32 protein-coding genes are annotated in these 26,647 nt (G+C 60.5%); 14 read left to right on the top strand and 18 right to left on the bottom strand.

What is annotated here, in order from left to right; all coding sequences use genetic code 11:
- Positions 1-19: 19 nt before the first annotated feature.
- The gene (locus B5527_RS34155) at positions 20-1,231 is read right to left on the bottom strand and encodes an alkene reductase (protein WP_079605426.1); all 1,212 of its coding nucleotides are present in this window, start codon (positions 1,229-1,231) and stop codon (positions 20-22) included.
- A gap of 159 nt (positions 1,232-1,390) precedes the next feature.
- Here B5527_RS34155 and B5527_RS34150 point away from each other — a divergent pair, with 159 nt between their 5' ends.
- Complete coding sequence (locus B5527_RS34150; RefSeq protein ID WP_154072676.1) at positions 1,391-1,624, top strand: hypothetical protein; 234 nt, start codon at positions 1,391-1,393, stop codon at positions 1,622-1,624.
- Positions 1,625-1,643: 19 nt separating this feature from the next.
- Here B5527_RS34150 and B5527_RS34145 read toward each other — a convergent pair whose 3' ends face one another.
- Both B5527_RS34145 and B5527_RS45560 read right to left on the bottom strand, forming a co-directional pair.
- A complete protein-coding gene (locus B5527_RS34145) occupies positions 1,644-2,399 on the bottom strand; it encodes a TMEM175 family protein (protein ID WP_079605424.1) in 756 nt (251 codons plus the stop codon).
- Between the two features lie 383 nt (positions 2,400-2,782).
- Positions 2,783-3,388: a hypothetical protein gene (locus tag B5527_RS45560; RefSeq protein WP_172842752.1), complete on the bottom strand. Its 606-nt coding sequence runs from the start codon at positions 3,386-3,388 to the stop codon at positions 2,783-2,785.
- Between B5527_RS45560 and B5527_RS45555 the strand changes: the two genes are divergently transcribed.
- The 3 genes from B5527_RS45555 to B5527_RS34130 all read left to right on the top strand — a co-directional run bounded on the left by B5527_RS45555 (position 3,338) and on the right by B5527_RS34130 (position 5,616).
- Positions 3,338-4,420: a PAS domain-containing sensor histidine kinase gene (locus tag B5527_RS45555; RefSeq protein WP_172842751.1), complete on the top strand. Its 1,083-nt coding sequence runs from the start codon at positions 3,338-3,340 to the stop codon at positions 4,418-4,420. The two genes, B5527_RS45560 and B5527_RS45555, sit on opposite strands and share 51 nt — an antisense overlap.
- Positions 4,417-4,821: a response regulator transcription factor gene (locus tag B5527_RS34135; RefSeq protein ID WP_079605422.1), complete on the top strand. Its 405-nt coding sequence runs from the start codon at positions 4,417-4,419 to the stop codon at positions 4,819-4,821. Before B5527_RS45555 ends, B5527_RS34135 begins: the two co-directional genes overlap by 4 nt.
- 105 nt (positions 4,822-4,926) lie before the next feature.
- Positions 4,927-5,616, top strand: a complete 690-nt coding sequence (locus B5527_RS34130) for a response regulator transcription factor (RefSeq protein WP_079605421.1) — start codon at positions 4,927-4,929, stop codon at positions 5,614-5,616.
- Positions 5,617-5,653: 37 nt separating this feature from the next.
- Here B5527_RS34130 and B5527_RS34125 read toward each other — a convergent pair whose 3' ends face one another.
- Positions 5,654-6,433, bottom strand: a complete 780-nt coding sequence (locus B5527_RS34125; protein WP_154072675.1) for a DUF6894 family protein — start codon at positions 6,431-6,433, stop codon at positions 5,654-5,656.
- Positions 6,434-6,647: 214 nt separating this feature from the next.
- On the opposite strand from B5527_RS34125, the gene B5527_RS34120 reads away from it, so the two are divergent.
- The 4 genes from B5527_RS34120 to B5527_RS34105 all read left to right on the top strand — a co-directional run bounded on the left by B5527_RS34120 (position 6,648) and on the right by B5527_RS34105 (position 8,675).
- On the top strand, positions 6,648-7,271 hold the full coding sequence (locus B5527_RS34120; protein WP_079605419.1) for a hypothetical protein: 624 nt from the start codon (positions 6,648-6,650) through the stop codon (positions 7,269-7,271).
- Positions 7,272-7,357: 86 nt separating this feature from the next.
- Complete coding sequence (locus B5527_RS34115) at positions 7,358-7,606, top strand: hypothetical protein (RefSeq protein ID WP_079605418.1); 249 nt, start codon at positions 7,358-7,360, stop codon at positions 7,604-7,606.
- A 106-nt stretch (positions 7,607-7,712) separates the two neighbouring features.
- A complete protein-coding gene (locus B5527_RS34110; RefSeq protein ID WP_079605417.1) occupies positions 7,713-8,447 on the top strand; it encodes a Bax inhibitor-1/YccA family protein in 735 nt (244 codons plus the stop codon).
- A gap of 27 nt (positions 8,448-8,474) precedes the next feature.
- The gene (locus tag B5527_RS34105; protein WP_079605416.1) at positions 8,475-8,675 is read left to right on the top strand and encodes a DUF2905 domain-containing protein; all 201 of its coding nucleotides are present in this window, start codon (positions 8,475-8,477) and stop codon (positions 8,673-8,675) included.
- A 13-nt stretch (positions 8,676-8,688) separates the two neighbouring features.
- Here B5527_RS34105 and B5527_RS34100 read toward each other — a convergent pair whose 3' ends face one another.
- Positions 8,689-9,114 (bottom strand): hypothetical protein, encoded by a 426-nt coding sequence (locus B5527_RS34100; RefSeq protein WP_197689241.1) that lies wholly within the window; start codon positions 9,112-9,114, stop codon positions 8,689-8,691.
- Positions 9,115-9,389: 275 nt separating this feature from the next.
- Between B5527_RS34100 and B5527_RS34095 the strand changes: the two genes are divergently transcribed.
- Positions 9,390-9,677: a hypothetical protein gene (locus B5527_RS34095; protein WP_079605415.1), complete on the top strand. Its 288-nt coding sequence runs from the start codon at positions 9,390-9,392 to the stop codon at positions 9,675-9,677.
- Positions 9,678-9,753: 76 nt separating this feature from the next.
- On the opposite strand, the gene B5527_RS34090 is transcribed toward B5527_RS34095, so the two are convergent.
- Positions 9,754-9,966, bottom strand: a complete 213-nt coding sequence (locus B5527_RS34090; protein ID WP_079605414.1) for a DUF6894 family protein — start codon at positions 9,964-9,966, stop codon at positions 9,754-9,756.
- A 317-nt stretch (positions 9,967-10,283) separates the two neighbouring features.
- On the opposite strand from B5527_RS34090, the gene B5527_RS34085 reads away from it, so the two are divergent.
- The 4 genes from B5527_RS34085 to B5527_RS34070 all read left to right on the top strand — a co-directional run bounded on the left by B5527_RS34085 (position 10,284) and on the right by B5527_RS34070 (position 14,041).
- A complete protein-coding gene (locus tag B5527_RS34085) occupies positions 10,284-11,117 on the top strand; it encodes a universal stress protein (RefSeq protein WP_079607718.1) in 834 nt (277 codons plus the stop codon).
- Positions 11,118-11,155: 38 nt separating this feature from the next.
- Positions 11,156-11,593: a DUF1772 domain-containing protein gene (locus tag B5527_RS34080; protein WP_079605413.1), complete on the top strand. Its 438-nt coding sequence runs from the start codon at positions 11,156-11,158 to the stop codon at positions 11,591-11,593.
- A 78-nt stretch (positions 11,594-11,671) separates the two neighbouring features.
- Positions 11,672-12,868 carry a hypothetical protein gene (locus tag B5527_RS34075; protein WP_154072674.1) on the top strand — a complete coding sequence of 399 codons (1,197 nt, stop codon included), beginning with the start codon at positions 11,672-11,674 and terminating at the stop codon, positions 12,866-12,868.
- Positions 12,869-13,003: 135 nt separating this feature from the next.
- Positions 13,004-14,041 carry an LLM class flavin-dependent oxidoreductase gene (locus tag B5527_RS34070; RefSeq protein WP_079607717.1) on the top strand — a complete coding sequence of 346 codons (1,038 nt, stop codon included), beginning with the start codon at positions 13,004-13,006 and terminating at the stop codon, positions 14,039-14,041.
- On the opposite strand, the gene B5527_RS34065 is transcribed toward B5527_RS34070, so the two are convergent.
- From B5527_RS34065 to B5527_RS34030, 8 genes are all read right to left on the bottom strand, one after another.
- The gene (locus B5527_RS34065; RefSeq protein WP_079605411.1) at positions 13,999-14,286 is read right to left on the bottom strand and encodes a chaperone modulator CbpM; all 288 of its coding nucleotides are present in this window, start codon (positions 14,284-14,286) and stop codon (positions 13,999-14,001) included. The genes B5527_RS34070 and B5527_RS34065 overlap by 43 nt on opposite strands.
- Before the next feature lie 2 nt (positions 14,287-14,288).
- Positions 14,289-15,203 carry a DnaJ C-terminal domain-containing protein gene (locus B5527_RS34060; RefSeq protein ID WP_079605410.1) on the bottom strand — a complete coding sequence of 305 codons (915 nt, stop codon included), beginning with the start codon at positions 15,201-15,203 and terminating at the stop codon, positions 14,289-14,291.
- Between the two features lie 45 nt (positions 15,204-15,248).
- On the bottom strand, positions 15,249-15,782 hold the full coding sequence (locus tag B5527_RS34055) for a nucleotide exchange factor GrpE (RefSeq protein ID WP_079605409.1): 534 nt from the start codon (positions 15,780-15,782) through the stop codon (positions 15,249-15,251).
- A gap of 50 nt (positions 15,783-15,832) precedes the next feature.
- Positions 15,833-17,761, bottom strand: coding sequence for a molecular chaperone DnaK (gene dnaK / locus B5527_RS34050; RefSeq protein WP_079607716.1), 1,929 nt, complete (start codon positions 17,759-17,761; stop codon positions 15,833-15,835).
- 131 nt (positions 17,762-17,892) lie between these two features.
- Positions 17,893-18,381 (bottom strand): Hsp20/alpha crystallin family protein, encoded by a 489-nt coding sequence (locus tag B5527_RS34045; protein ID WP_079605408.1) that lies wholly within the window; start codon positions 18,379-18,381, stop codon positions 17,893-17,895.
- 65 nt (positions 18,382-18,446) lie between these two features.
- Entirely contained in the window at positions 18,447-19,100 is a 654-nt protein-coding gene (locus B5527_RS34040) for a BON domain-containing protein (protein ID WP_079605407.1), read from the bottom strand.
- A gap of 228 nt (positions 19,101-19,328) precedes the next feature.
- The gene (locus B5527_RS34035; RefSeq protein ID WP_154072673.1) at positions 19,329-19,982 is read right to left on the bottom strand and encodes a hypothetical protein; all 654 of its coding nucleotides are present in this window, start codon (positions 19,980-19,982) and stop codon (positions 19,329-19,331) included.
- Between the two features lie 23 nt (positions 19,983-20,005).
- Entirely contained in the window at positions 20,006-20,377 is a 372-nt protein-coding gene (locus B5527_RS34030) for a PRC-barrel domain-containing protein (protein ID WP_245332366.1), read from the bottom strand.
- Positions 20,378-20,909: 532 nt separating this feature from the next.
- Between B5527_RS34030 and B5527_RS34025 the strand changes: the two genes are divergently transcribed.
- Positions 20,910-21,593 (top strand): helix-turn-helix domain-containing protein, encoded by a 684-nt coding sequence (locus B5527_RS34025; protein ID WP_079605404.1) that lies wholly within the window; start codon positions 20,910-20,912, stop codon positions 21,591-21,593.
- 35 nt (positions 21,594-21,628) lie between these two features.
- Here B5527_RS34025 and B5527_RS34020 read toward each other — a convergent pair whose 3' ends face one another.
- The 4 genes from B5527_RS34020 to B5527_RS34005 form a co-directional block, all read right to left on the bottom strand.
- Complete coding sequence (locus B5527_RS34020; protein ID WP_079605403.1) at positions 21,629-22,261, bottom strand: response regulator transcription factor; 633 nt, start codon at positions 22,259-22,261, stop codon at positions 21,629-21,631.
- A complete protein-coding gene (locus B5527_RS34015) occupies positions 22,251-23,705 on the bottom strand; it encodes a PAS domain-containing sensor histidine kinase (RefSeq protein WP_245332782.1) in 1,455 nt (484 codons plus the stop codon). Before B5527_RS34015 ends, B5527_RS34020 begins: the two co-directional genes overlap by 11 nt.
- A 648-nt stretch (positions 23,706-24,353) precedes the next feature.
- Positions 24,354-24,974 carry an HdeD family acid-resistance protein gene (locus B5527_RS34010; RefSeq protein WP_079605401.1) on the bottom strand — a complete coding sequence of 207 codons (621 nt, stop codon included), beginning with the start codon at positions 24,972-24,974 and terminating at the stop codon, positions 24,354-24,356.
- A gap of 628 nt (positions 24,975-25,602) precedes the next feature.
- Positions 25,603-26,622 (bottom strand): quinone oxidoreductase family protein, encoded by a 1,020-nt coding sequence (locus B5527_RS34005; RefSeq protein WP_197689240.1) that lies wholly within the window; start codon positions 26,620-26,622, stop codon positions 25,603-25,605.
- Positions 26,623-26,647: the final 25 nt, after the last annotated feature.

Genomic DNA, 26,647 nt, shown 5'->3' with positions numbered 1-26,647 from the left:
GAGAGCAAGCTGTCGCGGTTCAACGCCAGCGCTGGTCGACACAGGCCTTCGGCTGTTCGCCGCGATCCTGTGCTAGAGACGGATAGTCCGTGTACCCCTTCTCGCCGCCGCCGTAATACGTCGTCGGATCGTCGGCATTGAAGGGTGCGCCAATGCGCAACCGCTCGGGCAGATCGGGATTGGCGATGAACTTGCGGCCGAAAGCGATCAGGTCCGCCTTGCCTTCGCGAAGCCACTGCGCCGCGGTGTCGGCCTGGAAGCCGCCCGCCACCATCAGGGTTCCCTTGAACCTTTTCCGGATCATCTCAACCATGGCGAGCGCCCGCGGATCCGGCGCTTTTCCGCTTTGCATCTGCTCCGGCGCCGGGTTGACGATATGCAGATAGGCAAAGCGGTAGTCGCTGAGGCGCTCGGCGATATAGCCAAAGGTTGCTTCCGGTTGGTCGTCGTAGATGTCGTTCATCTTGCCCATCGGCGACAGCCGCACGCCGATGCGATCCGGCCCCCAGATCCGTATCAAGGCCTCGGCGACCTCGAACAATAATCGCGTCCGGTTCTCGATCGGGCCGCCATAGGTGTCGGTGCGCCGGTTGGTGCCGGTCTCGATGAACTGATCGAGCAGATAGCCGTTGGCAGCGTGGATCTCGACGCCGTCGAAATCGGCGGCCCGGGCGCTTATCGCCGCGCGTTCATATTGCGCCACGATGTACGGCATCTCTTCGATGTTGAGCGCGCGCGGCCGTACGAACGGCACGAGCTCGCCTTCGCCGCGCTCGTTCTCGATGAAGGCTTTGCCCTCCGGAATAATGGCGGAGGGGGCGACCGGAAGCATATTGTCGGGCTGCAGGGCAGGGTGCGATATGCGCCCGACGTGCCAAAGCTGATTGAAAATCAATCCGTCAGCCTGATGCACCGCTTGGGTGACCCGATGCCACGCCTCTACCTGCTCACGGCTGTGGAGGCCAGGCGTCCAGGCGTAACCCTGGCCCTGCATCGAAACCTGCGTCGCCTCGCTCACGATCAACGCTGCGGATGCGCGCTGCGCGTAGTAGCAGGCGGCAAGGGAGCTTGGCACGTTGCCCGGCTGGCGTGCCCGCGAGCGTGTCAGCGGCGCCATGACGATGCGATGCCGCAGGTTGAAGGGGCCAAGCCGGTACGGCTGGAACAGCACGTCCGTGTCCGGCGCCTGAGCGGCACGGGGTGTCCGCGCAATCGTGGTTGTCTCGTTCATATTCCCTCCTGCAGAGGGGGACATTGGCGGCCCTTGGACCGTCCACGTGAAAATATTAGGAGCGAAGCGATCCGCCTCAATTGACTGCCGTCAATGCGGAGCACGATTAGAATTTCGCTAATAGGCCGGCGCTTGTAAGGCTCGTTTGCGAGGGCGGCCGTGACCGAAGATGTGACCATAATGAACGCGACCGACACCATCACCCTGATTGAGGGCTATGACGCGATGCGAATCTTTCTCGAAACGGTTTCGCTGCGGCTTGGCAAGACCGACGAGGAGATCGACTTCATCGTGGGGGGCTTGAAATGGGCCGATGGTTCGCCGGTGGATCCGACGATGTGGCAGGACTGGCTGGCGGCCGTGCAAATTACACGCAGCTGTCGGACAGGGTGATCGAGCCGTCCACAAAACGCTACTCAGCGTGCACCCCCTCGTGACCGCTCTTCGCAAAAGCCCGGCGATGGGCTCTTCCGAACTGCAGGCGAAGCCGTGTTTCCGTCAAACCCTCGCTGGTGATGCCGTAGAAAACCGGCAATGCCAGAAAGATCAGCATGGCCAGTTTCGGTGTCGATAGCCAGCCGGCCAGGCCCGCTACGGCATACAGGATAACGCCGGCCCAGGCGCGAAAACGCTCCTTCGGGAAGAAGTCTGGACCTACACCGTCCTCCACAAGGTATGGATGTATGCTTAAAACGTGGAACACGACCAGCCATGCCAGGCACATGGACCCGGCAATGGCTGCATACAGGGTCACCGCCACCTTGGCATCGAATTCGTTTCCGCTCTGGATGGCCGCGGACAGGATGGCCGTCGGAAACGGAATCAGCGCCGACGTCAACAGAAGAAAAAGGTTAGCCAGATGAAGACTGCGGTCGCAGTAGCGCACCCTTGCAAACACCGCGCGATGATTGAGCCAGATAACTCCGGCGTAGCAAAATGACGCAAGGAACGCGATGTAGCTGGCCCATTGCGCGGTCAGCTTCTCCAACAGCTGGCCCGACGCATATTCCGGCCGTACGATTTCCGCCACCAGCAGCGTGATGGTAATCGAGAGCACGCTGTCGCTGAATGTCTCCAGCCGATCGGTTTCTGACAACCGGACGTGCGGCCATGGCGAATCCTGTTGGGGCATGGCGGCCCGGTGGGTCTCCTGCTTGGTGGTGCTCATCGGATCTACAGGCAGGGCAAATCCGCTTGACTGCCATGACGGGCGTCAATTCAGACCAGGAGAGCCGTCCCGGACCGGTTGGTCGCCCGGCTCATGCGCCGTTACGTAATTATACGTAATCGAATTTGTCGCGGATGCCGTCAGACTCGTCCAAAGGGACCGTGGACGTCGGAGCCGATGTGATAGCGCTTAAGTGCGTGCCGAGAACCCAGGGCGCTCTGGTGCATGAATACTTCGCAGTTGCGAGTTCGTCCGCGACTAGCACTCGCGCGGAATAGATCGAATGTTAATCCCTCGCAAGACTCGGGAGTAAGCTCATGCCGACGCCCATGTTGCACGGCTCTCCAGACATTGAGGCAAGCCATAGCATGACATCGTTTCTTTCATGGTTGATGTCGCCGCAGGATTACATGCCGCACGGCATGTGCTTTCTCTGGCAACCGGAACTGATCGCGCTCCATGTGGCCGCGGATTCGTCGATCGCGCTTGCCTATTATTCGATTCCGATCGCCCTGATTTATTTCGTATTGAAGCGCACCGATTTCGCATTCTCCAGCATTTTCGTACTGACGGGTCTCTTCATCCTTGCCTGCGGCACGACGCACGCGATGAGCGTCTGGACCCTGTGGTATCCAGACTATCGGGTCGAGGGCGGCATCAAAGCGATCACGGCGCTGCTCTCGATCGGCACCGGGGTCGCGATCTGGAAGGTGATGCCGCTGGCGCTGGCGCTTCCGAGCACGGCGCAGCTTGAGCAGGCAAACCAGCTTCTTGGCGGAGAGATCGGTCAGCGGCAGCGCGCTGAAGCCGCACTGCGTGAGGTAAATGCGGAACTTGAGCAGCGTGTCGCCGCCCGCACTGCGGACCTTCAAGACGAAGTCGTTCGGCGGCGGAATACCGAAGCCACACTCCGTGCCAGCGAAGAGCGTTGGCGCAGCATGTTCGAAGCATCCGCGGTCGGCATCGCGGTCCTTGATCAGCAGCATCATTTCGCGGCAACAAACGAGGCGCTTCAGAAGATGGTCGGCTACAGCGGCGAGGAACTGCAGTCGCTCGGCCCGCTGGACATTACGCATCAAGACGACCGCGAGGCCGCCCAAAAGCTGATCGAGGATATGCAAAACGGCAAGCGCCAGGACTTGCCCACGGAAACGCGGTATCGCCGCAAGGATAACAAAGTAATCTGGGTGCGCGTCAGCGCCGCGCGGGCCCTCGATTCGAGCAGCTCGCTCCAGGGCATACCCGCCATCATCGAGGACATCACGGAGCGCAAGCGCGCCGAGGTTGCCTGGCACGACGCCCGGGATGCCCTGTCGCGTGCCACGCGACTAACCGTCATGGGCGAACTCTCGGCATCGATCGCCCATGAGGTCAATCAGCCACTTGCGGCGATCATCACCAATGGCCAAGCGTGTGAGCGCTTTCTCGGCTTCTCGCCGCCCGATCTGGACGAGGTCAAGGACGCGGTGGGCGAAATCGTCCGCGACGGCAGGCGCGCCAGCGAAGTGCTCAAACGTATCCGCGCGATGTCAAAGAACACCGCGCCGGAACGAGGGCAGGTGGATGTCAACCGCGCGATCGCGGAAGTGCTGGCGCTTACCCGTGACGAGCTGCAGCGACATCGCGTCGCCGTCCAAGCCGACCTGCGTTCAAAGCTTCCGACCATCATGGCTGACCGGGTCCAGTTGCAGCAGGTCGTTCTCAACCTAGTCATGAATGGCATCGACGCGATGCGTGCGGTCACTGACCGCCCACGTATCTTGACGGTCCGCTCTCAACTCAACGATCAAGGCAGCATCGTCGTCAACGTGGCGGATTCCGGTCGTGGTCTTGACCCCGCAAACCGGGACCACATCTTCGAAAGCTTCTTCACCACGAAGCCCGAGGGCATGGGAATGGGGCTGGCAATCAGTAACACCATCATTGAAGCTCATCATGGCCGCTTGTGGGCGGAATCCGGATCTCCCTTTGGCGCCGTGTTCGGCTTCACCTTGCCTTTGGCCGCAGGAGTTAGCCCATGACCGGCAATCAAACCATCGTCATGATCGTCGACGACGACGATTCGATAAGGAAAGCGGTCCGACGCCTGATGAAATCGTATGGCTTCGCCGTGGAAACCTTTGCCTCGGCGGAAGAATTTCTCGGCTCCGATCGCCTGGCCAAGACTTCGTGCCTTATCCTGGATATCCATATGCCGGGCATGAACGGCCTTGAGTTGCAGAAACGGTTGGTCGCGTCGGGCTCCGTGGTCCCGATCATCTTCATTACCGCTTTCACCGATGACGGCGCGCGCGCCCAGGCGATGAATGCTGGGGCGGCGGGTTACCTCGCCAAGCCATTTAGCGACGACGAACTGCTTAATTGTATTCACTCGGTGCTGGAGAATGCCGGAGCAGATGTTCCGCAGTCTGCGCGGCGGTAAGTCCAGCTCGTTTGACGTAGCGAAGCGCGGGGAGCAAAGCGGCCTACGCCGGTGGTGCGACCCGGCGCTTTGCACGCGCCACCGTCGCCAAAAACGGGGAGAACGATGCAATCAAAAGGTTCACCGGTTCGCATTGTCTACATTGTGGACGACGATGCGGCATTGCTCGGCTCACTCGAACGTACTTTCCGCGCGGCGGGATTGACGGCGGTATCGTATCAGACTGCGTTCGCATTTCTCGATGCCGCGCCGGACCTCAGCGACGGATGCCTTCTCCTTGATATCATAATGCCGGAAATGGACGGACTGGAGCTGCAGGAGCGGCTCAACTCCCTTGGGTTCAACATGCCGGTGATCGTGATGACTGCATGGGGAGATGTGGAGACCGCGGTGCAGGCGATGAAAAGCGGTGCGGTCGATTTCATCGAGAAGCCTTTCAACGACGAAGCGCTTCTCGATGCCATCAACGCTGCATTGGCGCTGGATGGGGGTCCGACCCGTGATCGGGAAAGCGTGGTCGCCGCCAAGCTGATGGCGAAGTTAAGCCCGCGCGAACGCCAAGTGCTCGATGGGCTGGTCGCCGGCCGTTCGACCAAACAGATCGCCTACGATCTCGGCATCAGCGCGCGGACGGTCGAGGTGCACCGCGCCCGTATGCTGGCGCGACTCGGGACCCACTCTCTTGCCGAAGCGATCCGGCTGGCCGTGCTGGCGGGGTTGCCGCCAGCCGATCTTAAGGCCAACGACGCTGTTCGTCAGCGGCTTTCCGGCGCCTCGCGCGGGTTGCCGGAATAGGCGATCTATTTTGTCGCGAAGGAATGCTCGAGCGATCCTACCGGCCTATTCGCACATGGACAATCTCGTGTCCCCGGTCGTCCGTAACGAGAATGGATGATCCGTGCCAGCTGCCATCTTGCGCGAGTTCGCGGGCAACAACAATGGCATGCGCCATGGCGTCATCGGCCGTCGAAAAAACCGATCCCGTTTCGTCCGGATACCGGCTGCCGTTGTCAACGTGGAAATAAAACCGGCTTCCAGCCGAGACCTCTGTTTGAGATAGGTCGAATATAGCGGATCTCGGCGAAGAGAGACGCTCGATATGGCGCCAAGCGGCCTGCTTCAACGGGATGCCCGCGAGATTTACGACCGAATCGACGCTTTCGGAGAAGCTGCGCCCGATCTGCTGGTGAATACCGAAGATAACGCAATGACCGGACGTATCGACAAGCCGTGTCCCCAGAATATCGCGAACGCCGCACGTCAATATGAAAATCGTTGTACCATTCGCTGCTTCGTAACAGCCGGTCCGGAAGACACTCGGAGAGCTTTTTCCAGCTTCCATCGAGCAATGGCGAATACGGGTCCAGGGCAGCGTAGTGCCGGACGTAATCGGACTTGAATCCAGCGCTAAGGCCGCAGAACGCGCCTCATCCACCTTGCCTGTGCTCTTGTTGAAAATGATCAATGCTGCGCCCGCGACGCCCGCGACGCCCGCTGCGTCCGTCAGCGCGTCGGGCCACGCCTCCGGCGTGACCGCGGCATCGTGAAGCCTTGCAACAAGAGAGGACATGACAAATCGGGCCCCTAAACTCGGTTGTCGGAATTTAACCAACTTAGGACCCTTTAAGAAGCCTGGAGTTGACGCCGGTCAGGCAATTTTTCTGAAATTGAATGTTCGCATCGGAGCGAAATCCGCGACATTGCATTGATATTCGTCAAGGCGCTGTCAGTGGCCGCGGTGAGAAAAAACCACCAGCGCTGTTGGAGCCGTCGCCCGGCCGCGGTTGCCGCTTCTTGCAGAGGCCTTCTCGCAAAGGGATCGTGTCATGCTGATCACCATCTGCCGTCTCTACGATTCATACACCGACGCCAATCGGGTCGTGGTCATGCTCGAAGCTGCCGGCCTGCCACCGTCGGAGAAGAGCGTGATTTCAAACAATTCCGACACCTGGTACAGTGCCACCAAGACCGCCAATGTTGTCCCCGTGCGGGATTATGGCGCGAGCAGCAAAGCCGATGGCAAGGTCGAGGGAGCGGCGCTCGGCGCTGCGATCGGCGCCACCGCGGCGACCGCGGCTAGCCTCGTCACCATGCTGGCAATTCCCGGTGTCGGCGCCGTCGTCGGCGCCGGATGGCTCGCGGCTCTGTTGGGCAGCATGGCGATCGGCGGCGTCGCCGGCGGCCTGCTCGGGGCGCTGACCAATGCCGGCATCAGCGAAGAAGACGCGCAAGTCCTTGTCGAGGGCGTGCGCCGCGGCGGAACCGTGGTCGCCGCACGGGTGCCGCAGAGCGAATTGCCGCGGATCGTGCCGATCATGAACCAGTCGGCGGTGGATCTGCAGGAGCGCAGCGAACTCTACAGGAAATCGGGCTGGCAATCATTCGATCCGAACGCCGTGCCCTATACCGCCGACCAGGTTCGCAGCGAACGCGCGCTGCATGCGCATTAGCCGATCGGTCGGAATTTGATGTCCGTCAAGGCCGCGATCAGCCGGTCGCCTCATTCTCGGTTGATGGTCGCGATCCGGAGGCTGCAGTGATCCTCGAGCAGTTATTGTTGGGAATTATGGTGGTGGCTGTAACGTTACTGCTGCTGCCGTTCCTGTTGGTCATGGCTGGCGTCGGGGCGGCGATGCTGCTCTGGTTCGTTGTTTCCGCGACCGTGCTGGGCGCTCTGATTTTCTGGGTGGTGTTTCCCGGTACTTACGGGCTTGCGATACTGCTTCTTGTGCTGGTGATCGGTTTGCTTCTTGTCGACAGACAAACCCGGCACGGGGCTCCCTGAGAGACGCGAGACCGCCGACTTGTCGCTTGCGCGCGCCTCGCGATGGGACCGATGCAACTGATGATTCTGCGCTAGGAAAGCCGAACCAACCGCACAGGAGCAACTCATGAGCTATTACGATTATAACCCCCGGCGAACACCCGACGGAATGGCCACGCCGCCGTGGGTCGGCGCCCAGATCGATGCCGGCCTGCGCGCCTACATGCAGCGCGTCTACAGTTACATGGCCGGCGGCCTTGCGGTGACCGGCATCGTCGCCTACGCCGCCGCAGCCTCTGGCTTTTACCAGGCCATCGCTGGAACGCCGCTGATCTGGATCGTCATGCTGGCGCCGCTCGGCTTCGTGCTGGCCTTAAGCTTCGGCATCCAGCGAATGAGCGCCGGAACGGCGATGATGCTGTTCTGGATCTATGCCGCTGTGATGGGGCTGTCGCTGGGAGGTATTTTCCTGGTGTACACCGGGACGTCGATCGCGCGTGTGTTCTTCATCACCGCCGCGACCTACGGAGCGATGAGCCTCTACGGATACACCACGAAGTCCGATCTTTCGGGTTTCGGCTCGTTCCTTATGATGGGACTGATCGGTATCATGATCGCGTCCCTGGTTAACATCTTTGTCGGCTCGAGCGCGCTTCAGTTCGCAATCTCCGTCATCGGCGTCCTGGTATTTGTCGGCCTTACCGCCTACGACACCCAGCGTATCAAGGAGATGTATCTCGAGTCGGACAGCGCTGAAATCGCAGACAAGAAGGCGGTGATGGGTGCGCTGGCGCTTTATCTCGACTTCATCAATCTTTTCATGATGCTGCTGCAATTGTTCGGCCAGCGCCGGGATAATTGACGCAAGCGATCCGAGAGGTTGACCGCGATGGCGCGCTTTCTGGTCGTGCTCGGCCTTGTCCTTCTAGCGGCCGGCCTGCTTTGGCCCTATCTGAGCCAGATCGGGTTGGGCCGGCTGCCCGGCGACATCGTGATCCAGCGCGAAAATGTAACATTTTATTTTCCGCTGATGACGTGTCTTCTGCTGAGTGTGCTGTTCAGCCTGGTGTTTTGGTTGGTGAACCGCTGAAACGACGATCGTGTCACCGCGCCGAATGTCGGGCCCCGCGCGCCGTTTTTCCGGGAGAAGCCGCGCGTGTACGCTTCGATGCCGGCGCGCCCTTCCGGGCATCCAGCATGCCATGCAGGTGCGCGACCGCGTTTTCGATGTCATAGTGCTGGTATTGGCCGGCGCGGCCTTCTGCCGAGAGCACGCCACAGCGATGGATCTTGCTGAAATCCCCATAGGGAAATTCGTAGTGTCCCTTGGTCTGCTCGGGTTTTTCGTCATTGAGTCCCAAATACCACCTGCCGTATTCGTCAAAGCCGTGGAGGCGAATGAATTCATTTTCCTGCTCGGCAGTCGGCCGGTGTTCGCTCCATGCATCTCGCTCGTCCAATACAATCCGTCCTTCGTTGATAAGCTCCTTGGCATGCTCGAATGCCCGGCGGTTTAGCGTCACGGCCATGGATCTCTCCTCTTGAAGTCGCCACCGATCGGAATCGACGGCCGGTCCAGTCCGGTAACAGGCAAAACAAGGCGCAGCTGGCCATGATAGCAATCAATTCCCGGATGGCTTTTATCGACGACCGCATTCGATAACGACAATCCAATCGTTGACGAACGCCAATGCCTGCTGCGTGCCGGGCTCTTACATTCGTAAGCCTGTGGGGTGGAACGTCCGAAACTTGTCAGATACCGGACGTGCGAATTTTTTCGATGCGAAGAAGTGGAGATTGTGTGATGAAAAAAACCTTGGCCACACTCGCGCTTGGCGCGACAGTTTCGATCGGTGCGGTTGCGAGCCCGACGACAGCGGACGCCCGATGGCATCATGGCTTTCCCGTCGCTCCAATCGTCGGCGGCCTGGCGGCAGGGGCCATTCTTGGCGCAGCACTCGCGGCCCCCGGGCCCTACTATGACGCTTATGCCTACGAGCCCGTCTATTTCGGGCCGCGATGTTACATCCGACGCGAACGCTTCTGGGACGGATGGCGTTGGCACGTTCACCGTGTCGAGGATTGCTACTGAGCAGCGGGTCCGGTCACCGCACCGGCGACGAAATGCCGCGTCGGACGATGCCGGTGGTGCGGATCAAGCGGCTGTCCTAGTCGCCCTGTTCGCCTAGCGGAACTTCGAAAAGATGCTGGCCGCCTTCGACGACGACGATCGCGGCATTGGTCGGTTCGCCGCCTCGCACCAATTCGCGAGCGATCTTCGTGGCATGCTGTATTGCCAAGGAAGCGTCCGCAAACACCTCGCCGACGACATCCTCGAATATCGATGATCCGTCCCGGTAATGAAAATAGTAGCGTGGCATGGGCTCCCTAGATCGAATTGAATATCCGGTGACCAGTTACGAGGAAGTACACAGCACATAACGCCCAGGGACCGAGTAGGCAAAATGCCACGCTTTCCCGGCAGCAGCCGCGCAGGGGATGGAAAGCACGTAAGGGCGCAACCCCAAAATAAAACCCCGGCGGCCCAATTTCGTTCCGGGGACGTGTAGCGCGAAGAGCCGGCCGCCGCCACATCGACCAATCGGTGGTCGCTGGGTTGACCGGCATCAATGCCTACGAGAGCACCGACCCCGATAATGCTTTCTCTGAGGGCCTCACGTCCCACGGGAGTAATTCGATGATCAAGGACATTATCGTCCATCTGGAGCACCAGGCAGCGCGCGATCCGGCTCGCGACTTTGCCGTCACGATCGCCGAGATCTTCGATGCGCATCTCGCCGCAGTTGCTTTTGCCTATGCGCCAGATTTTCCGGGCTACGTGATGCTGGAAATTCCACCCGATATCGTGACCCAGATGATCGCCGAGAGTGAGAAGGCCGCTCTGGCCGCGATAGAACGTTTCGAAGCCGCCGCCAGGCGCAGCCTGATTTCCGCGGAGCACCGCCTGCTCAAGCCGGTAGGGGCGACCGCACCGGCAGTCCTGTCGACACTCGCCCGGCGTTTCGATCTCGGCGTGTTTATGCAGTCCGAGCCGAACGGTGTGGACAATGATGACCTGATCGAAGCTTCGCTGTTCGAGTCCGGACGTCCGCTGATCGTGGTGCCGTACATCCAGAAGGATGGACTGAAGCTCGACCATGTCGTGTGTTGTTGGGACGGCAGCCGAGCGGCGACACGCGCCGTCAACGACGGGCTGCCGCTATTGGTCAAGGCGACGACGGTCGACCTGCTGATCGTGCTGAACGAAAAGACCAACACCTCCCCGAACGAGATTCGCGGCGCCGAAATGGCGAAGCATCTCGCCCGCCACGACGTCAAGGTTCAGATCGTGACAGTTCCGGCGGCCGACATCGTCGTTACCAACGCCATCCTGTCTTACGTCGCCGACGTTTCCGGAACGTTGATCGTGATGGGCGGCTACGGCCACGCCAAGCTGCGCGAGATGATTCTGGGCGGAGTGACCCGCGGTATGCTCCAGTCGATGACTGTTCCGATATTCATGTCGCACTGATTGGGCAACCCGCCGTCTCGCGCCAGGGAGCCAGCACCATGCGGCCCGGCTTGTACGCATTCGCTGCCGCCGCCAGCTTCCTTGGCGCGACTACCTATATCGGTCTGGTCGAGCAGCCGGCCCGGTTGGCACTCAGCGGCGCGGCGATGCTTCAAGAATGGAAATGGAGCAACCGGCGCGGCACGCTGGTGTTGTCGGTTTTTGCCGTGGTATCGGCCATTCTCGCCTACATTCAGTTCAAGACCAATGGCGACGTACGCTGGCTCATCGGCGGCACCATCATCCTGGCGAGCTGGCCATACGCCTATTTTGTGATGATGCCGGTGAACGTCTGGCTGTTCGTGATTCCGCCGGGAACAGCCGTCTCACCCCTGCGCAAATTGATGCGGGATTGGGGGCTGCTGGAATGGGGTCATGTCCTGATCGGATTTGCCGCCGCTTGCGTCTTTGCCTGGGCGCTGGAGTTACCGATGTGATTGATAGTCATCAAGGCCGCCGGGCGGCGCCTCAGTCAATGTTTTTCGATTAGGCCGGCGGTGCTGAACGAGGGGCCGATGCTTCACATCGATATTCCGACCCTGGAGGAGTTTAAGGCGCTTGCACAGATCAAGGGCGAGGTCTGCATTTCGGTGTACTTACCCGTCTCTCCCCTGGTCGAAAACATCCGGGCCAATCGCATCGCGTTCAGAGATCTCGCCAGGGAGGCACTGGCGCAGTTGAGGGAGACTGGCGTCGACAAGCGCAAGATCGTCGATTTCGAGGAGCGCTTCGATCATCTTGCCGGCCTTGAGCGCGACGTTCAGGATGAAGACAAAATCAGAAAGCTCCAGCGCGCCAAGCCGGACCCGTTCGAAACGTTCTGGCACTATCAGGCGCATGGGCTGGCGGTGCTCTCGACCCCCGGGCTGATGCGAATGTTTCGCCTTCCCAACTCGCCAAAACCGCTGGCCGAGGTGGCGGATCGGCTGCATCTGACGCCACTGATACGCGCCATGACGTCGCCGCACGATATCTTCGTGCTGGCATTGGCGGAAGAAAGCGTCCGGCTGATCCACGCCTTCGCCAATTTTCCGCCGGTGCGGCTGCAGATTCCAGACCTGCCTGGGAACGCCGAGCAAGCGACACGGCGTCCGTCCTTTCACGTACGGGCTCCGCGTGGCCGGCTGCAAAACCTGGAAGGCGAGAAGGTGCTGCTGCATAAATATGTGAGGAAGGTCGAGCAGGCCATACACAACGTATTCGCCGGGCTGAACACCCCGCTGGTTGTTGCGGCGGAGGAGCCGCTCGCCTCGATGTACCGTTCGCTCAATAGCTATCCCGGGCTGGCCGACGAGATAATCGAAGGAAATCCGGATCAGAAAACGGATGCGGAGCTGGAAGACGCCGCGATCCCGATTCTCGACCGTCTCTATTCGCGCGAGGTAAAGGCGGCGATCGCGCTCTACGACCAGCTGAAGCCGCGACGTGCGACGACGGATGTCTCCTATGCCGCGCATGCCGCAACCGCAGGCGCCGTCGAGCAACTTCTCGTCGATCTCGACGCGGTTGTTCCCGGTATCGTCAGCGACGTCGATGGCAGTGTGATATATTCAGCTTCCGACGATGCCGAGACCTACAGTGTTGTCGACGAAGTTGCGCGGCGCGCACTGTCTACCGGGGCGAGGGTGCTGGGTGCGCGGAGGGAGGAATTGCCGGACCGGGCGCCGCTGACCGCTATCCTCCGCTACGACTTTGGCTTGATCCAGTCGTGACAACAGCAATTCTTCGGCGCGGGACTACGCCGGCTGCGGAAGATACCTAAATAACGGGAAGGACGAAGCTTGATCGCATCTGGCGTGTGCCCGCGATCTCTTGGCCGCGAGATTATCTGAAAACTGGAGATGCTGGTGATTCCCTTCTCGGTTCTGGACCTGTCGCCGATTAATCAGGGCAGCGATGCGGCCCAGGCCTTCCGCAATTCGCTCGATCTGGCGCAACACGCCGAACGCTGGAATTACAAGCGGTTCTGGCTTGCCGAGCATCACAATATGCCCGGCATCGCCAGCGCTGCGACCGCGGTGGTGATCGGCTATATCGCCGGCGGCACCAGGACCATTCGTGTTGGATCGGGCGGCGTGATGTTGCCAAACCATGCGCCGCTGGTCATCGCAGAGCAATTCGGTACGCTGGAATCGCTTTACCGGGGCCGCATCGATCTCGGGCTCGGCCGCGCACCCGGCACCGATCAGCGTACCGCGCGCGCGTTGCGCCGGGATCTGGCCACCACCGCTGAGAATTTTCCCCATGATGTCATCGAATTGCAGGCCCTGCTGGGACCGCTGCAACCCGACCAGATGGTGCGGGCTGTGCCAGGTGCGGGATTGCGGGTCCCGATCTGGCTGCTCGGATCGAGCACGTTCAGTGCACAACTCGCTGCGATGCTCGGTTTGCCGTTTGCGTTCGCGTCGCATTTTGCCCCTTCGGAGCTGATGCGGGCGCTCGATGTATATCGCGCCCGCTTTCAGCCGTCGGAACAGCTTTCCGAGCCTTACGCGATGGTTGGCGTCAATGTCTTCGCCGCCGATACCGATGCCGAGGCGCGGCGTCTCGTCACATCGCTGCAACAGCAATTCGTCAGCCTGCGACGCGGCACGCCCGGACCCTTGCCGCCGCCGCTCGACAACATGGATGAACACTGGTCGCCGCCGGAGCGGATAGGAGTCGAGGAGGCGCTGGCCTATTCCGTGGTCGGTGCTCCGGACGCCGTCGAGAGCGGGCTTGAAGCATTCATCGCCGAGACCGGTGCAAACGAATTGATGTTGACGGCGCAAATCTACGACCACACGGCGAGACTCCGCTCTTTCGAAATCGCGGCCGAAATACGCCGCCACATCGACGCCCGTCAGCCGACATCCTTGCTGCGATCGGATGCTTCCATCGCCTGAATATCCCTGACCAGGCAGCGCAGCCCGTATAATTGATCGAGCAGATGCAAAATGATCGCAATGCCCTCGTCGTTGACGCCGAAATCGGCCTTAAGATCTCCGATCAGCCGCGCCCGCGCCAGATCGGCTTCTGAAAATTGAAATGTTCTTTTGCTGGCTACCGGTACCAGCCACTCCGCTTCGACCCAGGCATTCAATGTCCGGGTATCGAGGTGCGATCGACCGATGAATTCCTGGGTTTCCATCATCACACTCCCATCGATTGCCGCGGACTGTATTCCACCGGCTGCCACCCCGCGACGAATGCTTCGAGTTTGGGATCCGGCTTTTCCGGAAGCATCAGCATCAGCTTGACATATTCATCGCCCTTGCTGCCGTCGGCCCGCGGCACGCCACGTCCTTTCAGCCTCAGAACGCGACCGGTATTTGACCATTTTGGCACCGCCACCGCGACCGCTCCGCCGGGGGTGGGGACCCGAACCTTGGCGCCCAGCACCGCCTCCTTCAGCGATATCGGCAGGTCCAGATAGATGTCGTCGCCTTTGCGGGTGAAGTAGGGATGCGGCAGCACGCTGATCTCGATCAGCGTGTCGCCTGCCGGACCCTCGCCCGGCGCCGGGCGACCTTTGCCTCTCAGTCGCAAGATCTGGCCGTCCCGCGTTCCCGGCGGGATGTTGACATCCAGCGTGGTGCCGTCAGGAAGGACAATAGACTGCTTGCCGCCATTGACGGCATCAAGGAAAGAAAGCTCGAGATGATAGCGGACGTCCTGGCCCCGCCCGCGCCGGCCTGCGCTGCCGGCACGGCCGAAAATCTCCGAGAGAATATCTTCGCTGCCGGCGAAATCGCCGAAATCGGAAAAGCCCGAGTTGTTGGTGTAGGCGGACCAACCGTTCTGATCGGCGAAATCCCTGTAGTATTGCTGGCGCGGCCGCTCCGTGCCTGAGGCGTCGATTTCGCCGCGGTCAAACCGCGCGCGCTTGTCCGGATCGCCCAAGAGATCGTAGGCAGCCGAAACCTCCTTGAACTTGTCTTCGGCAATCTTGTTGCCGGGATTGAGATCCGGGTGCAGCTTTTTCGCCAGCCGGCGATAGGCTTTTTGAATATCGTCCTGGGTCGCGTCCTTTTTCGCGCCCAGCGTTGTGTAGGGGTCCTCGGCCAATGCCCACTCCTGTCTGCACGCCGGCAAAGCCGAGCGAATGTGGCGTCATTGTTCTGCCGGCTGCGATGATGGCTGCGACGACCTGGCCACTACGACACGCGCCGGCCGCAACAGACGATCGTGAAGCGTGTAGCCATTTTCCAAAACCTGGACCACGCTGCCGGGTGGTTGTTCGGTCTGATCCGTCTCCATCACCGCTTCGTGCTTGCCGGGATCGAAAGGCTGGTTGAGGGCGCTGACTTCCTTGACGCCGAATCGATTAAGAATCTGTGTCAGAACGCGATCGGTGGCGGCCACGCCCTCGATCAATCCGTCTCCCTTTCCAGCGTCCCCCTCGGCGGCGCCGAGGGCACGGCGCAGATTGTCGACAACCTGAAGCAATTCGCGGGCAAAGTTCGTGATCGCGTATTGCTGGGCGTCCTGCGCGCGCCGTTCACCCTGACGCCTGGTATTCTCGGTCTCGGCCAGCGCCCGCATCAACCGCTCACGCAAAGCAGCGATTTCGGATGCCGGATCGTTATTATTGCCGTTGCCCGTAGCTGACGGGTCGACATCGTTGTCCATGGTGTTTTCCGCCATGTCATGCTCCCGATCTCATACTCGACGCGTCAGCGTGAAGCCTCAATGTTTCAGGACGCCTTGCGGCCGGGAGGATCGACTTCCTCGAATTCGGCATCGACGACGTTGTCGTCGGAAGCGCCGCTTCCGTCACCGGACGGTTTGGCTTGCCCGCCGGCGTCATTGGCGGCTTGCGAGGCCGCGCGATTGAGCGCTTCGGCGATTTTAGAAGCGGCCTGCTGCAGACGTTCCGTCGCCTGGCGGATCGATTGCACATTTTCCGACGTCAGATTTTGCTTGGCGTCGGCGACCGCCTGTTCGACCTGCCTCTTCAGGTCGGCGGGGATCTTGTTCTCCGCCTCTTTCAGGGCCCTCTCGGTGCTATAGATCGCCGCGTCGGCCTGGTTGCGCGCCTCGACCAGTTCCTTGCGGCGCTTGTCTTCTTCGGCATGCGCTTCGGCTTCCCTGACCATCTTCTGGATATCGGCCTCGCTCAGGCCGCCGGACGCCTGGATCCGGATGCTCTGCTCCTTGCCGCTCGTCTTGTCCTTGGCTGAGACGTTGACGATGCCGTTGGCGTCGATATCGAAGGTGACCTCGATTTGCGGGACGCCTCGCGGCGCCGGCGGAATCCCGACCAGATCGAACTGGGCGAGCAGCTTGTTGTCGGCCGCCATCTCGCGCTCACCCTGGAAGACGCGGATGGTGACTGCCGTCTGATTGTCCTCGGCCGTCGAGAAAACCTGGCTGCGCTTGGTCGGTATGGTGGTGTTGCGATCGATCAGCTTGGTCATGACGCCGCCAAGCGTTTCGATTCCGAGCGACAGCGGCGTCACGTCGAGCAAGAGAACGTCCTTGACATCGCCCTGCAGCACGCCGGCCTGGATCGCCGCACCGATTGCGACCACTTCGTCCGGATTGACACCCTTGTGCGGCTCCCGCCCAAACAGTTTCTGCACGGTTTCCTGGACTTTCGGCATCCGGGTTTGGCCGCCGACCAGCACGACCTCGTTGATGTCGGAAGCTTGCAGACCGGCGTCCTTCAACGCCGCCTTGCACGGCTCGATGGTGCGCTGAATCAGATCGTCGACCAGGGCCTCCAGCTTTGCCCGTGACAGCTTGATGGCAAGATGCTTCGGCCCGTTCTGATCCGCCGTGATGAATGGCAGATTGACCTCGGTCTGGGTGGCGCTCGAGAGTTCGATCTTGGCCTTTTCGGCGGCATCCTTGAGCCGCTGCAGCGCGAGGCGATCCTTGCGCAGGTCGATGCCATTCTCCTTGCGGAATTCCTCAGCCAGATAGTCCATGATCCGGTTGTCGAAATCCTCACCGCCGAGGAAGGTATCGCCATTGGTTGATTTGACCTCGAACACGCCGTCGCCGACCTCGAGAATCGAAATGTCGAAGGTGCCTCCGCCGAGGTCATAGACGGCGATCTTGCCGCTTCCCTTCTTGTCCAACCCGTAAGCCAGTGCTGCCGCGGTCGGTTCGTTGATGATCCGCATCACGTCAAGACCGGCAATCCGGCCGGCGTCCTTGGTGGCCTGGCGCTGGGCATCGTTGAAATAGGCCGGCACGGTGATCACCGCCTGCGTGACGGCGCTGCCGAGATTGGCTTCCGCGGTTTCCTTCATCTTGGTGAGAATGAAGGCGCTGATCTGGCTCGGTGAGTATTTCTTGCCCCTGACCTCGACCCAGGCGTCGCCATTGTCGCCGGGCGCGATATGGTAGGGCACCATCGCCTTGTCTTTCGCGGTGATCGGGTCGTCATAGCGTCGGCCGATCAGCCGCTTGATGGCGTAGACCGTGTTTTCCGGATTGGTAATGCTCTGGCGCTTGGCCGGCTGGCCGACCAGGACCTGGCCGTCGTCGGTGAAGGCGACCATCGACGGCGTGGTGCGGCCGCCCTCGGCATTTTCGATCACCCTGGCCTTGTTTCCTTCCATCACGGCAACGCAAGAGTTGGTGGTTCCGAGATCGATGCCAATTGCCTTCGCCATGATCATGCTCCTTGTTCAAAAGATGCGTGTAAACGCTTTCGCCGTTTCAGACTTTGTTCGATTAATACGCGGGACGCGCCAGGTGCGTCGGGAGGAAAGACGGCCAGCGCGTCCCGCGGCCGCTTGGGGACTCAAGCGGCGGCCTTATTCTCTTGCTTGGCCTCTTCCTTAACCTCGATTTTCTTCGGCTCGGATCTGGCCGGCTTCGGAATCGCGATCTTCAGGACGCCGTTCGACATGGTGGCTTGAACGCTCGACGGATCGATGCCGGGAGGCAGTTGCAGCACACGCAGGAATACGCCGTAGCTGCGCTCGCTGAGCTGAACGTTCTTGTCTTTCTGGTTTTCCTCGATCTTCTTCTCGCCGCGAATGGTGAGGGTGTCATCGTCAATCGAAATCTCGACGTCCTTGCGCTCGAGGCCCGGCATCTCCGCGCTGATCTCGATTGCCTTGTCGGTTTCCGAGATTTCGATGTTGGGGATAATCTTCGCGCTCGGGCCTACCGCCTGCGCGAATTCGCTAAACAGCCGATCGATCTCGCGATGCAGACCGAACAATCCGAAATCAGGTCGTGTCAACGCGCCGCCATCACGAAATGGAACCAGTGACGTTAGCCTCATGGGAACCTCCTTGTTGCCCTGGTTGATTTGCTGAATGTTGCGTCGTATCGGCTGAAACGGCGCTGTTACGGACTGACCACGATTCGGTCTTCGACGTTGGTGATGCCGGGCGCCGACCAGGCGATGCGCTCGGCTTCCTGGCGCTCGATCCAGGAGCGAACGGTGCCTTTCAGCGTCACCACGCTGCCGTTCGCTTCGACGGTGATCCGATCGGCATCCACCTCGGCATTTCGCTTGAATGCGTCCTGGATCTTGCGCTTGAGCTCCGAGGGTTCCACCTTCGGCTTCACCGTAATGACGTTGGTGACACCCTTGACGCCCTTCACTTTTCGCACCGCGGTTTCAGCGGTGGTTTTCTGATATTGCCACTCCATCGCGCCTTCCAGAGTGATCCAGCCGTCCTTGACGACGAGCTTGATCCGGTCATACGAAATCGGCAATTCCGCCTTCAGGGCCGCAACCGCGTCTCGCGCAATATCCGGATCGGGACGCTGATCGATCGCCGGCAGCCGGACCTCGATATCATTCGCGACCGCGTGGACTCCCGCGACCCGCTTCGCCGCGGCCTCGGCTTCAAGTCTGTCGGTGTAACTACGGGTGAAGCCCGCCAGCGTAACAACGCCGTTTTTGACCGAGACCGCAATGTCGTCGGCGTCAAGATCGGGATCCCATTTCAGCTCATCCCGGACATCGCGTTCGATTTCACTGTCGGATTTCATGACTGGCTCCTCGTCTGTACTAAGGGGATTACTCGGCTCGGCTGATCACGCCGCCGATCGCAGGCAATTTATTTGAGGTGACCGGCGCAGCCATGACGACCATCAACTTCTGCTCCAGGTTTATCGTTCGCGGGGGGAGGGCTTCGCCATGACAACGGTTGCTGGGAACGTCGACGAGTCCTCCGATCAAGGCCGCCGGCCGGCAACCTCGGATCAGCGTGAGCGGGGCTATGGCCTTCCAAGTGGTTCGTCACCCAGCCAGGGATCGACTCGCAGCGAATGGAGCGGAAGATCCTTCGGCGTTTTCGCCAGTTCGATTTCGTGAACGTGGACGGCTTCGGCGCCATGCCGCGCCAGAATTTCCTGGGCTTCGGCTTCTTTCTCCGGCGATCGGACTCGCACCCAGATAAGCAAGCCCTGCCATTCAGACTGCTTTTCCAATCCGAGCGTGCGCTCTCGATATAGCCGCCGACGTACTCGGGTCACCGCTATGCCGCCTACGGTAAGCCCGCTCAGTATCGAAAAGATGCCGACGTAGAGAGGCTCTGTGCCGCGCGCGACAAGGATGGCTGCAACGGCTATAGCAGCGATGCATCCGGCGATGCTGCCAGCGACGGCCTCGGCGCTTAGCACGTCGTCGATGCCCATGAAGGATTGCCGAGGGGTGATGGGCATATCGGCGAGATCCGCCGCAGGAATTGACTGGTAATTCAAGCGCCGGTCCAGCTCGTCGACCGAGGCACTGACGTCGATATCCGCGCGGTCGATTCCCGCAACAAGCAGCTCCTCTGCGGCGTCGATGAGCGCCTTCCGCGAATGGAAGACGCCCGTCACCTCGCGCGTGCGCATCCGATCAAGGATATCTTCTGACGACCCGAGCATCTGGGTTTCCCCAGGTAGCGGCTTCACGACGCCGGATAGTTGAATTGAGACAACTTCTTCAGTTCGTCCTTCGACGCGCCGGGAAGGGTGATCTTCTGGCCGGTATCGTCAATGACTAAGCTTTCATACGGCACTGCCACAAGATGCCCGCCCACGCCGAGGAAGCCGCCGACCTGCAACACTGCGAAACTCAGCTGCTTCTTGTCCTTGTCCGCGATCACATCATCGACAGTCCCGATCTTCTCGTTCTTGTCGTTGATGACGCTGCTGCCGATCAGCTTGCTCATCCGATAGCCTTTCGCGACGACCGAAAGATCCACCTTGACGAGCTGCACCCCGGCTTGCGGCAGCGCGGGGCCTGCGGCAAGGGTGACCGCGAGCGCGGTCCAGATCATCCAGCCCGAAGAACGCGGTCGTGCCGCAGGAGCGACGCGGGATGGACCCGGTAAAGCCGAAGCATCAATGCCGGATTTCAGAGACGTTCGGAATCCAGTGAAGGCAGCCATGGTTCTCTCCTGAGGTTTAAGCATGGTCAGGGGGTAATCCCCAGACCCCGAGCCAGCACTGACCATTGTCAATTCGAGGAAGCTTTTTGAATCGTCGCGCCGACCGCGGTCCTTTTGCAACTCTGTTATGCGCCGGCGCCCGCCCAGCAAGGCATGTTTTTACCGCGCGCGAGATTGGCGGTCGACATGCCAATAGGCGCCCCATGCGGTGACGCCGTCGATTGCAATCAATTTCGAGCATTGCAACGTTCGCCCGCGAGTGTTTGTTGTCCGCGGCCCTGTTCCCGCGGCCGGGTTACGTAGTTTTACGGTACGCAGATTCGCCAAATTGCCTGATCGTCAGCGATGGGCGACGGTCCGTCCCGAGCAACGGTGCCTTCCTCTGCACCTGAGGTAATTCTCGAGACAAAAGGATGCGGTCATGAAAGCGAGAAGCCATGCAGCAGATTACTATCGGCGGATACTTTCGGCGCAGCCCCATGGGCTGAAGCGCCTCGATCCAGTTGCTGCGATTATGCACTGCCATCGCGGTCAGGAAATTCCCAATAGCCCGGGGCCTGCGGGCCACTGGTATTGTGTTATTGTTGGCGCGGTCCGGCGCTGCACAATCCGTTCCGACGGCCGGCGACAGATCGTCGATCTGATGCTGCCGCAGGACTTCTTCGTCTCCGACAGCAAGAGGGACGGGACGATCGAAGCGGTAGTCGAGGAGACCGTGCTTGCAAGCTATCCCGGCACACGGGTCGAACAGTTGGCAGAACGCGACCCGCTGTTCGCGCGCGAGCTCCGCGAGGTGGCGTTTCAGTCTCTCACGCGTTCCCAGGATCAGCTCCAGATCCTCGGCGGCATCACCGCGCTCGAGAAGGTTGGCTCTTTTCTGCTTTCGCTCGATGGACGCGGGTCCGAAAAGAGGGGGCAAGTGGAACTGCCGGTGTCCCGCTATGACATCGCCGATTATCTGGCCGTCTCGGTCGAGACCGTGTGCCGGTCCATTACCGATTTGCAGCATCGCGGCGTTATTGCCTTGGCAGGCAAGCGAACGGTCAAGATTTTGAACCGGGGCGCCTTGGAAGACCGTTTCGCCGAACCCGCAATGGTGGCATGAGCCGATCGTGGCGGGATCGAGCCTCTGTTGCGGCTCTATCGTTTGTCGCCGGCTGCGGAGACGTTCAGCCTCGCCAGCACACCGACGCGGATAGCCTCGGCGAGCTGCCGCACGCCAAGCCGCTCCATCATGCGCGCCCGGTGGACCTCGACCGTGCGCACGCTGATCCCGAGATGGTACGCGATCAACTTGTTGGGGCGGCCGGACACCAGTTGGTCAAGAACTTCTCGCTCGCGTGGACTGAGGGTTGCGATCCGCCGGACGGCGTCGCCGATTTCGCGGTCGCGATCGAAGTGGGTTTCTCTGCTGAACGCCGCCTCGATCGATCCGAGCAGCGCATGATCGCTGTATGGTTTTTCCAGGAAATCGCTTGCGCCCGCCTTCATCGCGCGAACAGCGGTTTGAACATCTCCCTGGCCGGTCACCACAATGACTGCGATGTCGCTTCTCATCTGGAGCAGTTGGGTCTGGACATCCAGCCCGCTCACGCCAGGTAAGCAGACATCCAGCAGGACGCATCCGGTCTTGAACGTCCTGGCTGCCGCCAGAAACGCGTCCGGACGGTCGAACGTGACCGGCTCGAAGTTCGCCGAACTCAGCAAACGTTTCAGCGACCGAAGCACGGCGTCGTCGTCATCCAGAACGTAGACGGTTCGTTCAGTCGCCATTTGCCGCTCCGCCGGACGGAAGGGTAAAGCGAAAAATGGTTCCACCCCCGGGATTCGGCTCCGCCGTCAATTGGCCGCGGTGCGCCTCGATAATCGAACGCGACATCGACAGTCCCAACCCCATGCCATCGTGTTTGCTCGAGACGAATGGCTCAAACAACCGGCCGGCAATAGCGCCGGGAATTCCAGGTCCAATATCGGCGATGGCGATCTCGATCATGTCGTCATCGAGAGCCTTGGTCGACAGGGTGACTCGCCGCGGTTCTTGATCGGCCATCGCCTCAAACGCATTGCGGATCAGGTTGATGATCACTTGCTGGATCTGAACGCGGTTCACCAGTACAATCCGGGCGCCGTCATCGAGTTCAAACCCCAGATGGACCTCCTGCGGAGCGATGCCACTCAATACGAGGGCACCGGCTTCCTCGATCAACGAAGCAAGCGCCTCCGGTCGCTTTTCCGTCTCGCCCGTGCTGACCAATTGGCGGAGGCTGCGGACGATTTCGCTGGCCCGCAACGCCTGCCCGGCGGCCTCGTCGGTGACTTCCTGCGCGGTCAGGGAATTGGCCGGCCCCCCGCGTGCAAGCAGCCGCTTGGCCGCATTGACTGAATTGACGACCGCCGTAAGCGGTTGGCTTATTTCGTGCGCAAGGGCGGCGGCCATCTGACTGGCGGCCGTGAGACGGGCTGCCCGCGACAGTTCATTCTGCAATTTATGAAAGCGCAAATTGGCTTGCGAGCGTTCAAGCCTCTCCGCGACGAGTCCTTCGTTGGCGTGTGCCAATTCAAATGTTCGATCTGTAACACGGCGTTCCAGGCTCTCGTTCAAGTTACGCAACGCGGCTTCCGAGTTCTTCTGTTCGCTGAGATCGCGGCTCACGGTTGAAACGTTCATCGGCTGTCCGGTGCGCGGATCGTCGATCCTGAAGCAATCGACCAGGAAGGGGATTGGCATTCCAGATCCAAAATGCCTGAGTTCGAACTCTCCCTTCCACCGCCCGGTGCGAAGCACCAGCGGCCAGATCTCGCGCTTAACCGTGGTACGGTCCTGCGGCGAAACGAAATCGAGCACGTGAAGCCGCAAGGCGTGGTCGAGGGCGTCAAGTCCCACCAGCTCAAGACCTGCCGGATTAATATATTGAATCTGACCGTTGAGGGACGCGATGCCAATGAAATCGGTTGTCCGCTGCACGATCGCCGTGAACCTTCGTTTCTCGGCGTCTCCCAGCCACTGCCGAAAGGCGATCGCCACCTGATTGGCCCCGGTATTCAGCAGCAGCTTTTCCGTTCTGGTTGGAAAGGTGTCGCGAAAACAGCCTGCGGCAAGTGTGGCATCGCCACCGAACCCGATTGGGGCGGTCGCCACGTGCAGGCCGCCGCCGGATGCGTGGCCAAAGACAAATTCCTGTCCGCTGCCGAGCAGCGCGCTTTTCCGCTGCAGCATCATGCGCACATGTTTAAGGCTTTCGGGCGTCAGCTTGTTGCGGGCCAGTTCGCTGATCAGCTGATTGCCCTCGCCGGGAAGTGCTATGAAAACGAAATCGGCGTCCAGTATCGACATCAGTGCAGCGACGAAGCTGCCGCCGATCTGGCGCATGTCATAATTCTGCCATCCGGCCGGGAGCGCTGAGAGCGCGACCAGATCGCGAATGCAACGTCGCAACTCGTTGGAGTTTGCAGGCGGCTCTGTCCACGGCATTGCTTGCGCCCCGAACTAGCTGGCGCTGCCCGGACGAATTGGATACCTATCTTGCGGTGTTGGCAACGCCAAACTGGCTTTCGTCGCATGGCGACGGGGTGTTCGCGCCAAGAATCGGCTACTGCCGAAGGCACAATTTGAAGGTGACCATGTAATGCTTGTTCGATCATAGATGTCGTGGTTTTCGAGCCCGCCGCGATGTCGGTTTTCGTTTGGGAATGCCGACACGGGCCAGCGCAACCCAGGCTGGCGGGTCGCTCGCTGGAAAGGTATCGATCAGGCTTTCGAGGATTTCGTCGTCGGTGCTTGCGATCGTTTCACTGTCTTGCAAAGGCCGGGCATTGGCCCGGCCTTTTTGACTTCGATGATGCGATGCCCTGGACGTCATCGACTTCAAGCGGCCATTCCGACCGCGGTCGGGCTGCTCAGTTCATGCCGTCGCGACCGAAGCTTGAACGAGAACACCACCAGCGCGACGCCGAAAACGAGGGCGTAGGCTCCCAGCCACCAGGTGAGCACAATCGCGCCGATCAACGGCATGATGATAAGGAGAACGCCATACGCAAGAGACAGCAGCCCACTCAGAACCAGCCACCACCGGCCATGATCGATGTTCAACTGGAAGCCAGCGGCCGTCATCAGTCCACCCGAGACAATCGCCCATGCAGCAATCAGCCAGACGAACACAACAACGGTAAGGCCCGGCCAGAGAAAAGCGGCGATGCCCACGACGATATTGAGCAGACCTTCGAATATCAGCAATCCCCAGCGGTCCTGCTTGCGGCGGATCGCCCGCACAGCCGAGATAATTGCGAAGACGCCATCGACCAGCATATAGGCCGAGAAGAAGATCACCAACGACAGTATTGTCGGGCCGGGAAAGATCAGCGCGATGCATCCGAAGATGATGCCGAGAACGCCTCGCAGCGCGAATAGCCACCAGTTTTGAACGAGCGTCTGTGCCGCCGGATTTGATCGAACGTCAGAGGCGGGATTGAATGTGGTGCTGGCCATGGCATGCTCCCAACCGCAACCGGGTTGCCGGCTTGATGAAATCTCTAATCCGCTCGTTTGCGGTGAGTTGTACTTAATGCAGCGCTACAATTTGGTGCGTTGACGCCCGTCAACAACGCTTCGGTCCAGGCCCCTGATGGGCCAAGCGATCCGAGGATTTCTGCCGCGTCCCGAAAGTCAAATAGTGATCTAATGCGGTTCCGTCCGAACACAATTTTTCAGTCGGACCGGGTCCACAGATGGCCAGTATGATTTTTGCAGCGCCACCGGCAAAAATATTGGGAACCAATGGCATCGCCAAGCTTCATACCCAAGTGGCGGCGACGTAGCGCGTAGGGATGGCCCGGATGTCCGAGAGTTTGCTGGACGAATGCTATGAATCCATTCTGAAAATTGCCGAAACTCAGTCTCACGACGGGAAAAGAGCTATCCTGGCCCTCGCGGAAATGTTCCGGGACAATTGCGGCCGGAGGCCCTACGACAGCCAGCCTACATTGTCACAAAACATTCGTGGGCCTGATCGCCAGCGGATACCTTCTGGCCGGCTTCGATCTCGACAAGCGGCTTGACCCGGTCTTCCCGCTTCGGTCACTCGCGATCGGATATGCCAATTGCGGATCACTCGCGATCAGGCACTACGATCATGTACAGCAAGGATGATTTTTCCGACCACATGACCCTCGGCGATGCGCTCATGCGCCTTGGAGGCCCGGGGGAGGGGATAACATTCGGCGATTGGAACCCTGAGCCTGGCGGCCTGGACCGCCGCATTCAGGCGCTCGAATTCGCGAACGCCTGAGATGCCATCGTAGCGGATCAGTTTCATGCCGCGCCGCTTTTTTGGCGCGGGCTCGACGCCGTTCGGGTGCGCCACCCGGCCGCCGGGCCGAAGCGCGTTCAGGCATTTCTCCAGCGCATCGCCACCGGCGAGCGCCAGCACGGCGTCGACGCCGTCAGGGGCAAAACGGCGCGCCTGGTCGTCGATATCGACGCGTTTGCCGTCGACAACGTTGTGTGCGCCCATTTCCCGCACCAGTTCTAGCCCTTCCTTGCCCGATGCGGTCGCAAACACCTTGGCGCCGCGGAGCCTAGCGAATTGGACCGCAAGCGTCCCCACGCCTCCCGAGGCGCCGTGAATGATGATGGTCTCGCCCTTTTTCAAACCCAGCGCATCGTCAATGCCCTGCAGCGCGGTCAAGCCCGTGATCGGGATCGCGCCGGCATGGCGCAGATCCAGCCGTTTGGGGATCGGCGCGACCTTGTCGGCGGGCACCGCGACATATTCGGCGTAGAAGCCGCCTTTCGGATTCTCCCAATTGTAGGAATAGACTTCGTCGCCGACCTTCAGCCGCCGCACCCGCGAGCCGACTTTTGCGATGATGCCGGCGCCGTCATAGCCGAGAACCAGTGGAAAATGCGGCTTGCGGGACGCAAAAAATCCTTCCCGGACATCCGCGTCCCATCGGCCGACGCCGGCGGTGTCGACGGCGATCAAGACTTCGCCGGCATCGACTTCCGGGACCGGCAAAGCATGAGCGGTGATCACCTCGGGCCCACCGAAGCGGTCGATGGCGGCAGCGAACATAGTGCGGGGCACGTGCATCGCGTGATGGCTGCGGTTAAGAAGATTGCGGGTGCGATCGAGCATGACATGGATCTCACGGTGAGACGTT

This window comes from Bradyrhizobium erythrophlei, from assembly GCF_900129425.1.
Lineage (GTDB): Bacteria > Pseudomonadota > Alphaproteobacteria > Rhizobiales > Xanthobacteraceae > Bradyrhizobium > Bradyrhizobium erythrophlei_C.
The sequence above is the reverse complement of the archived record's forward strand: the minus strand, read 5'-3'. Positions and strand labels throughout refer to the sequence as shown.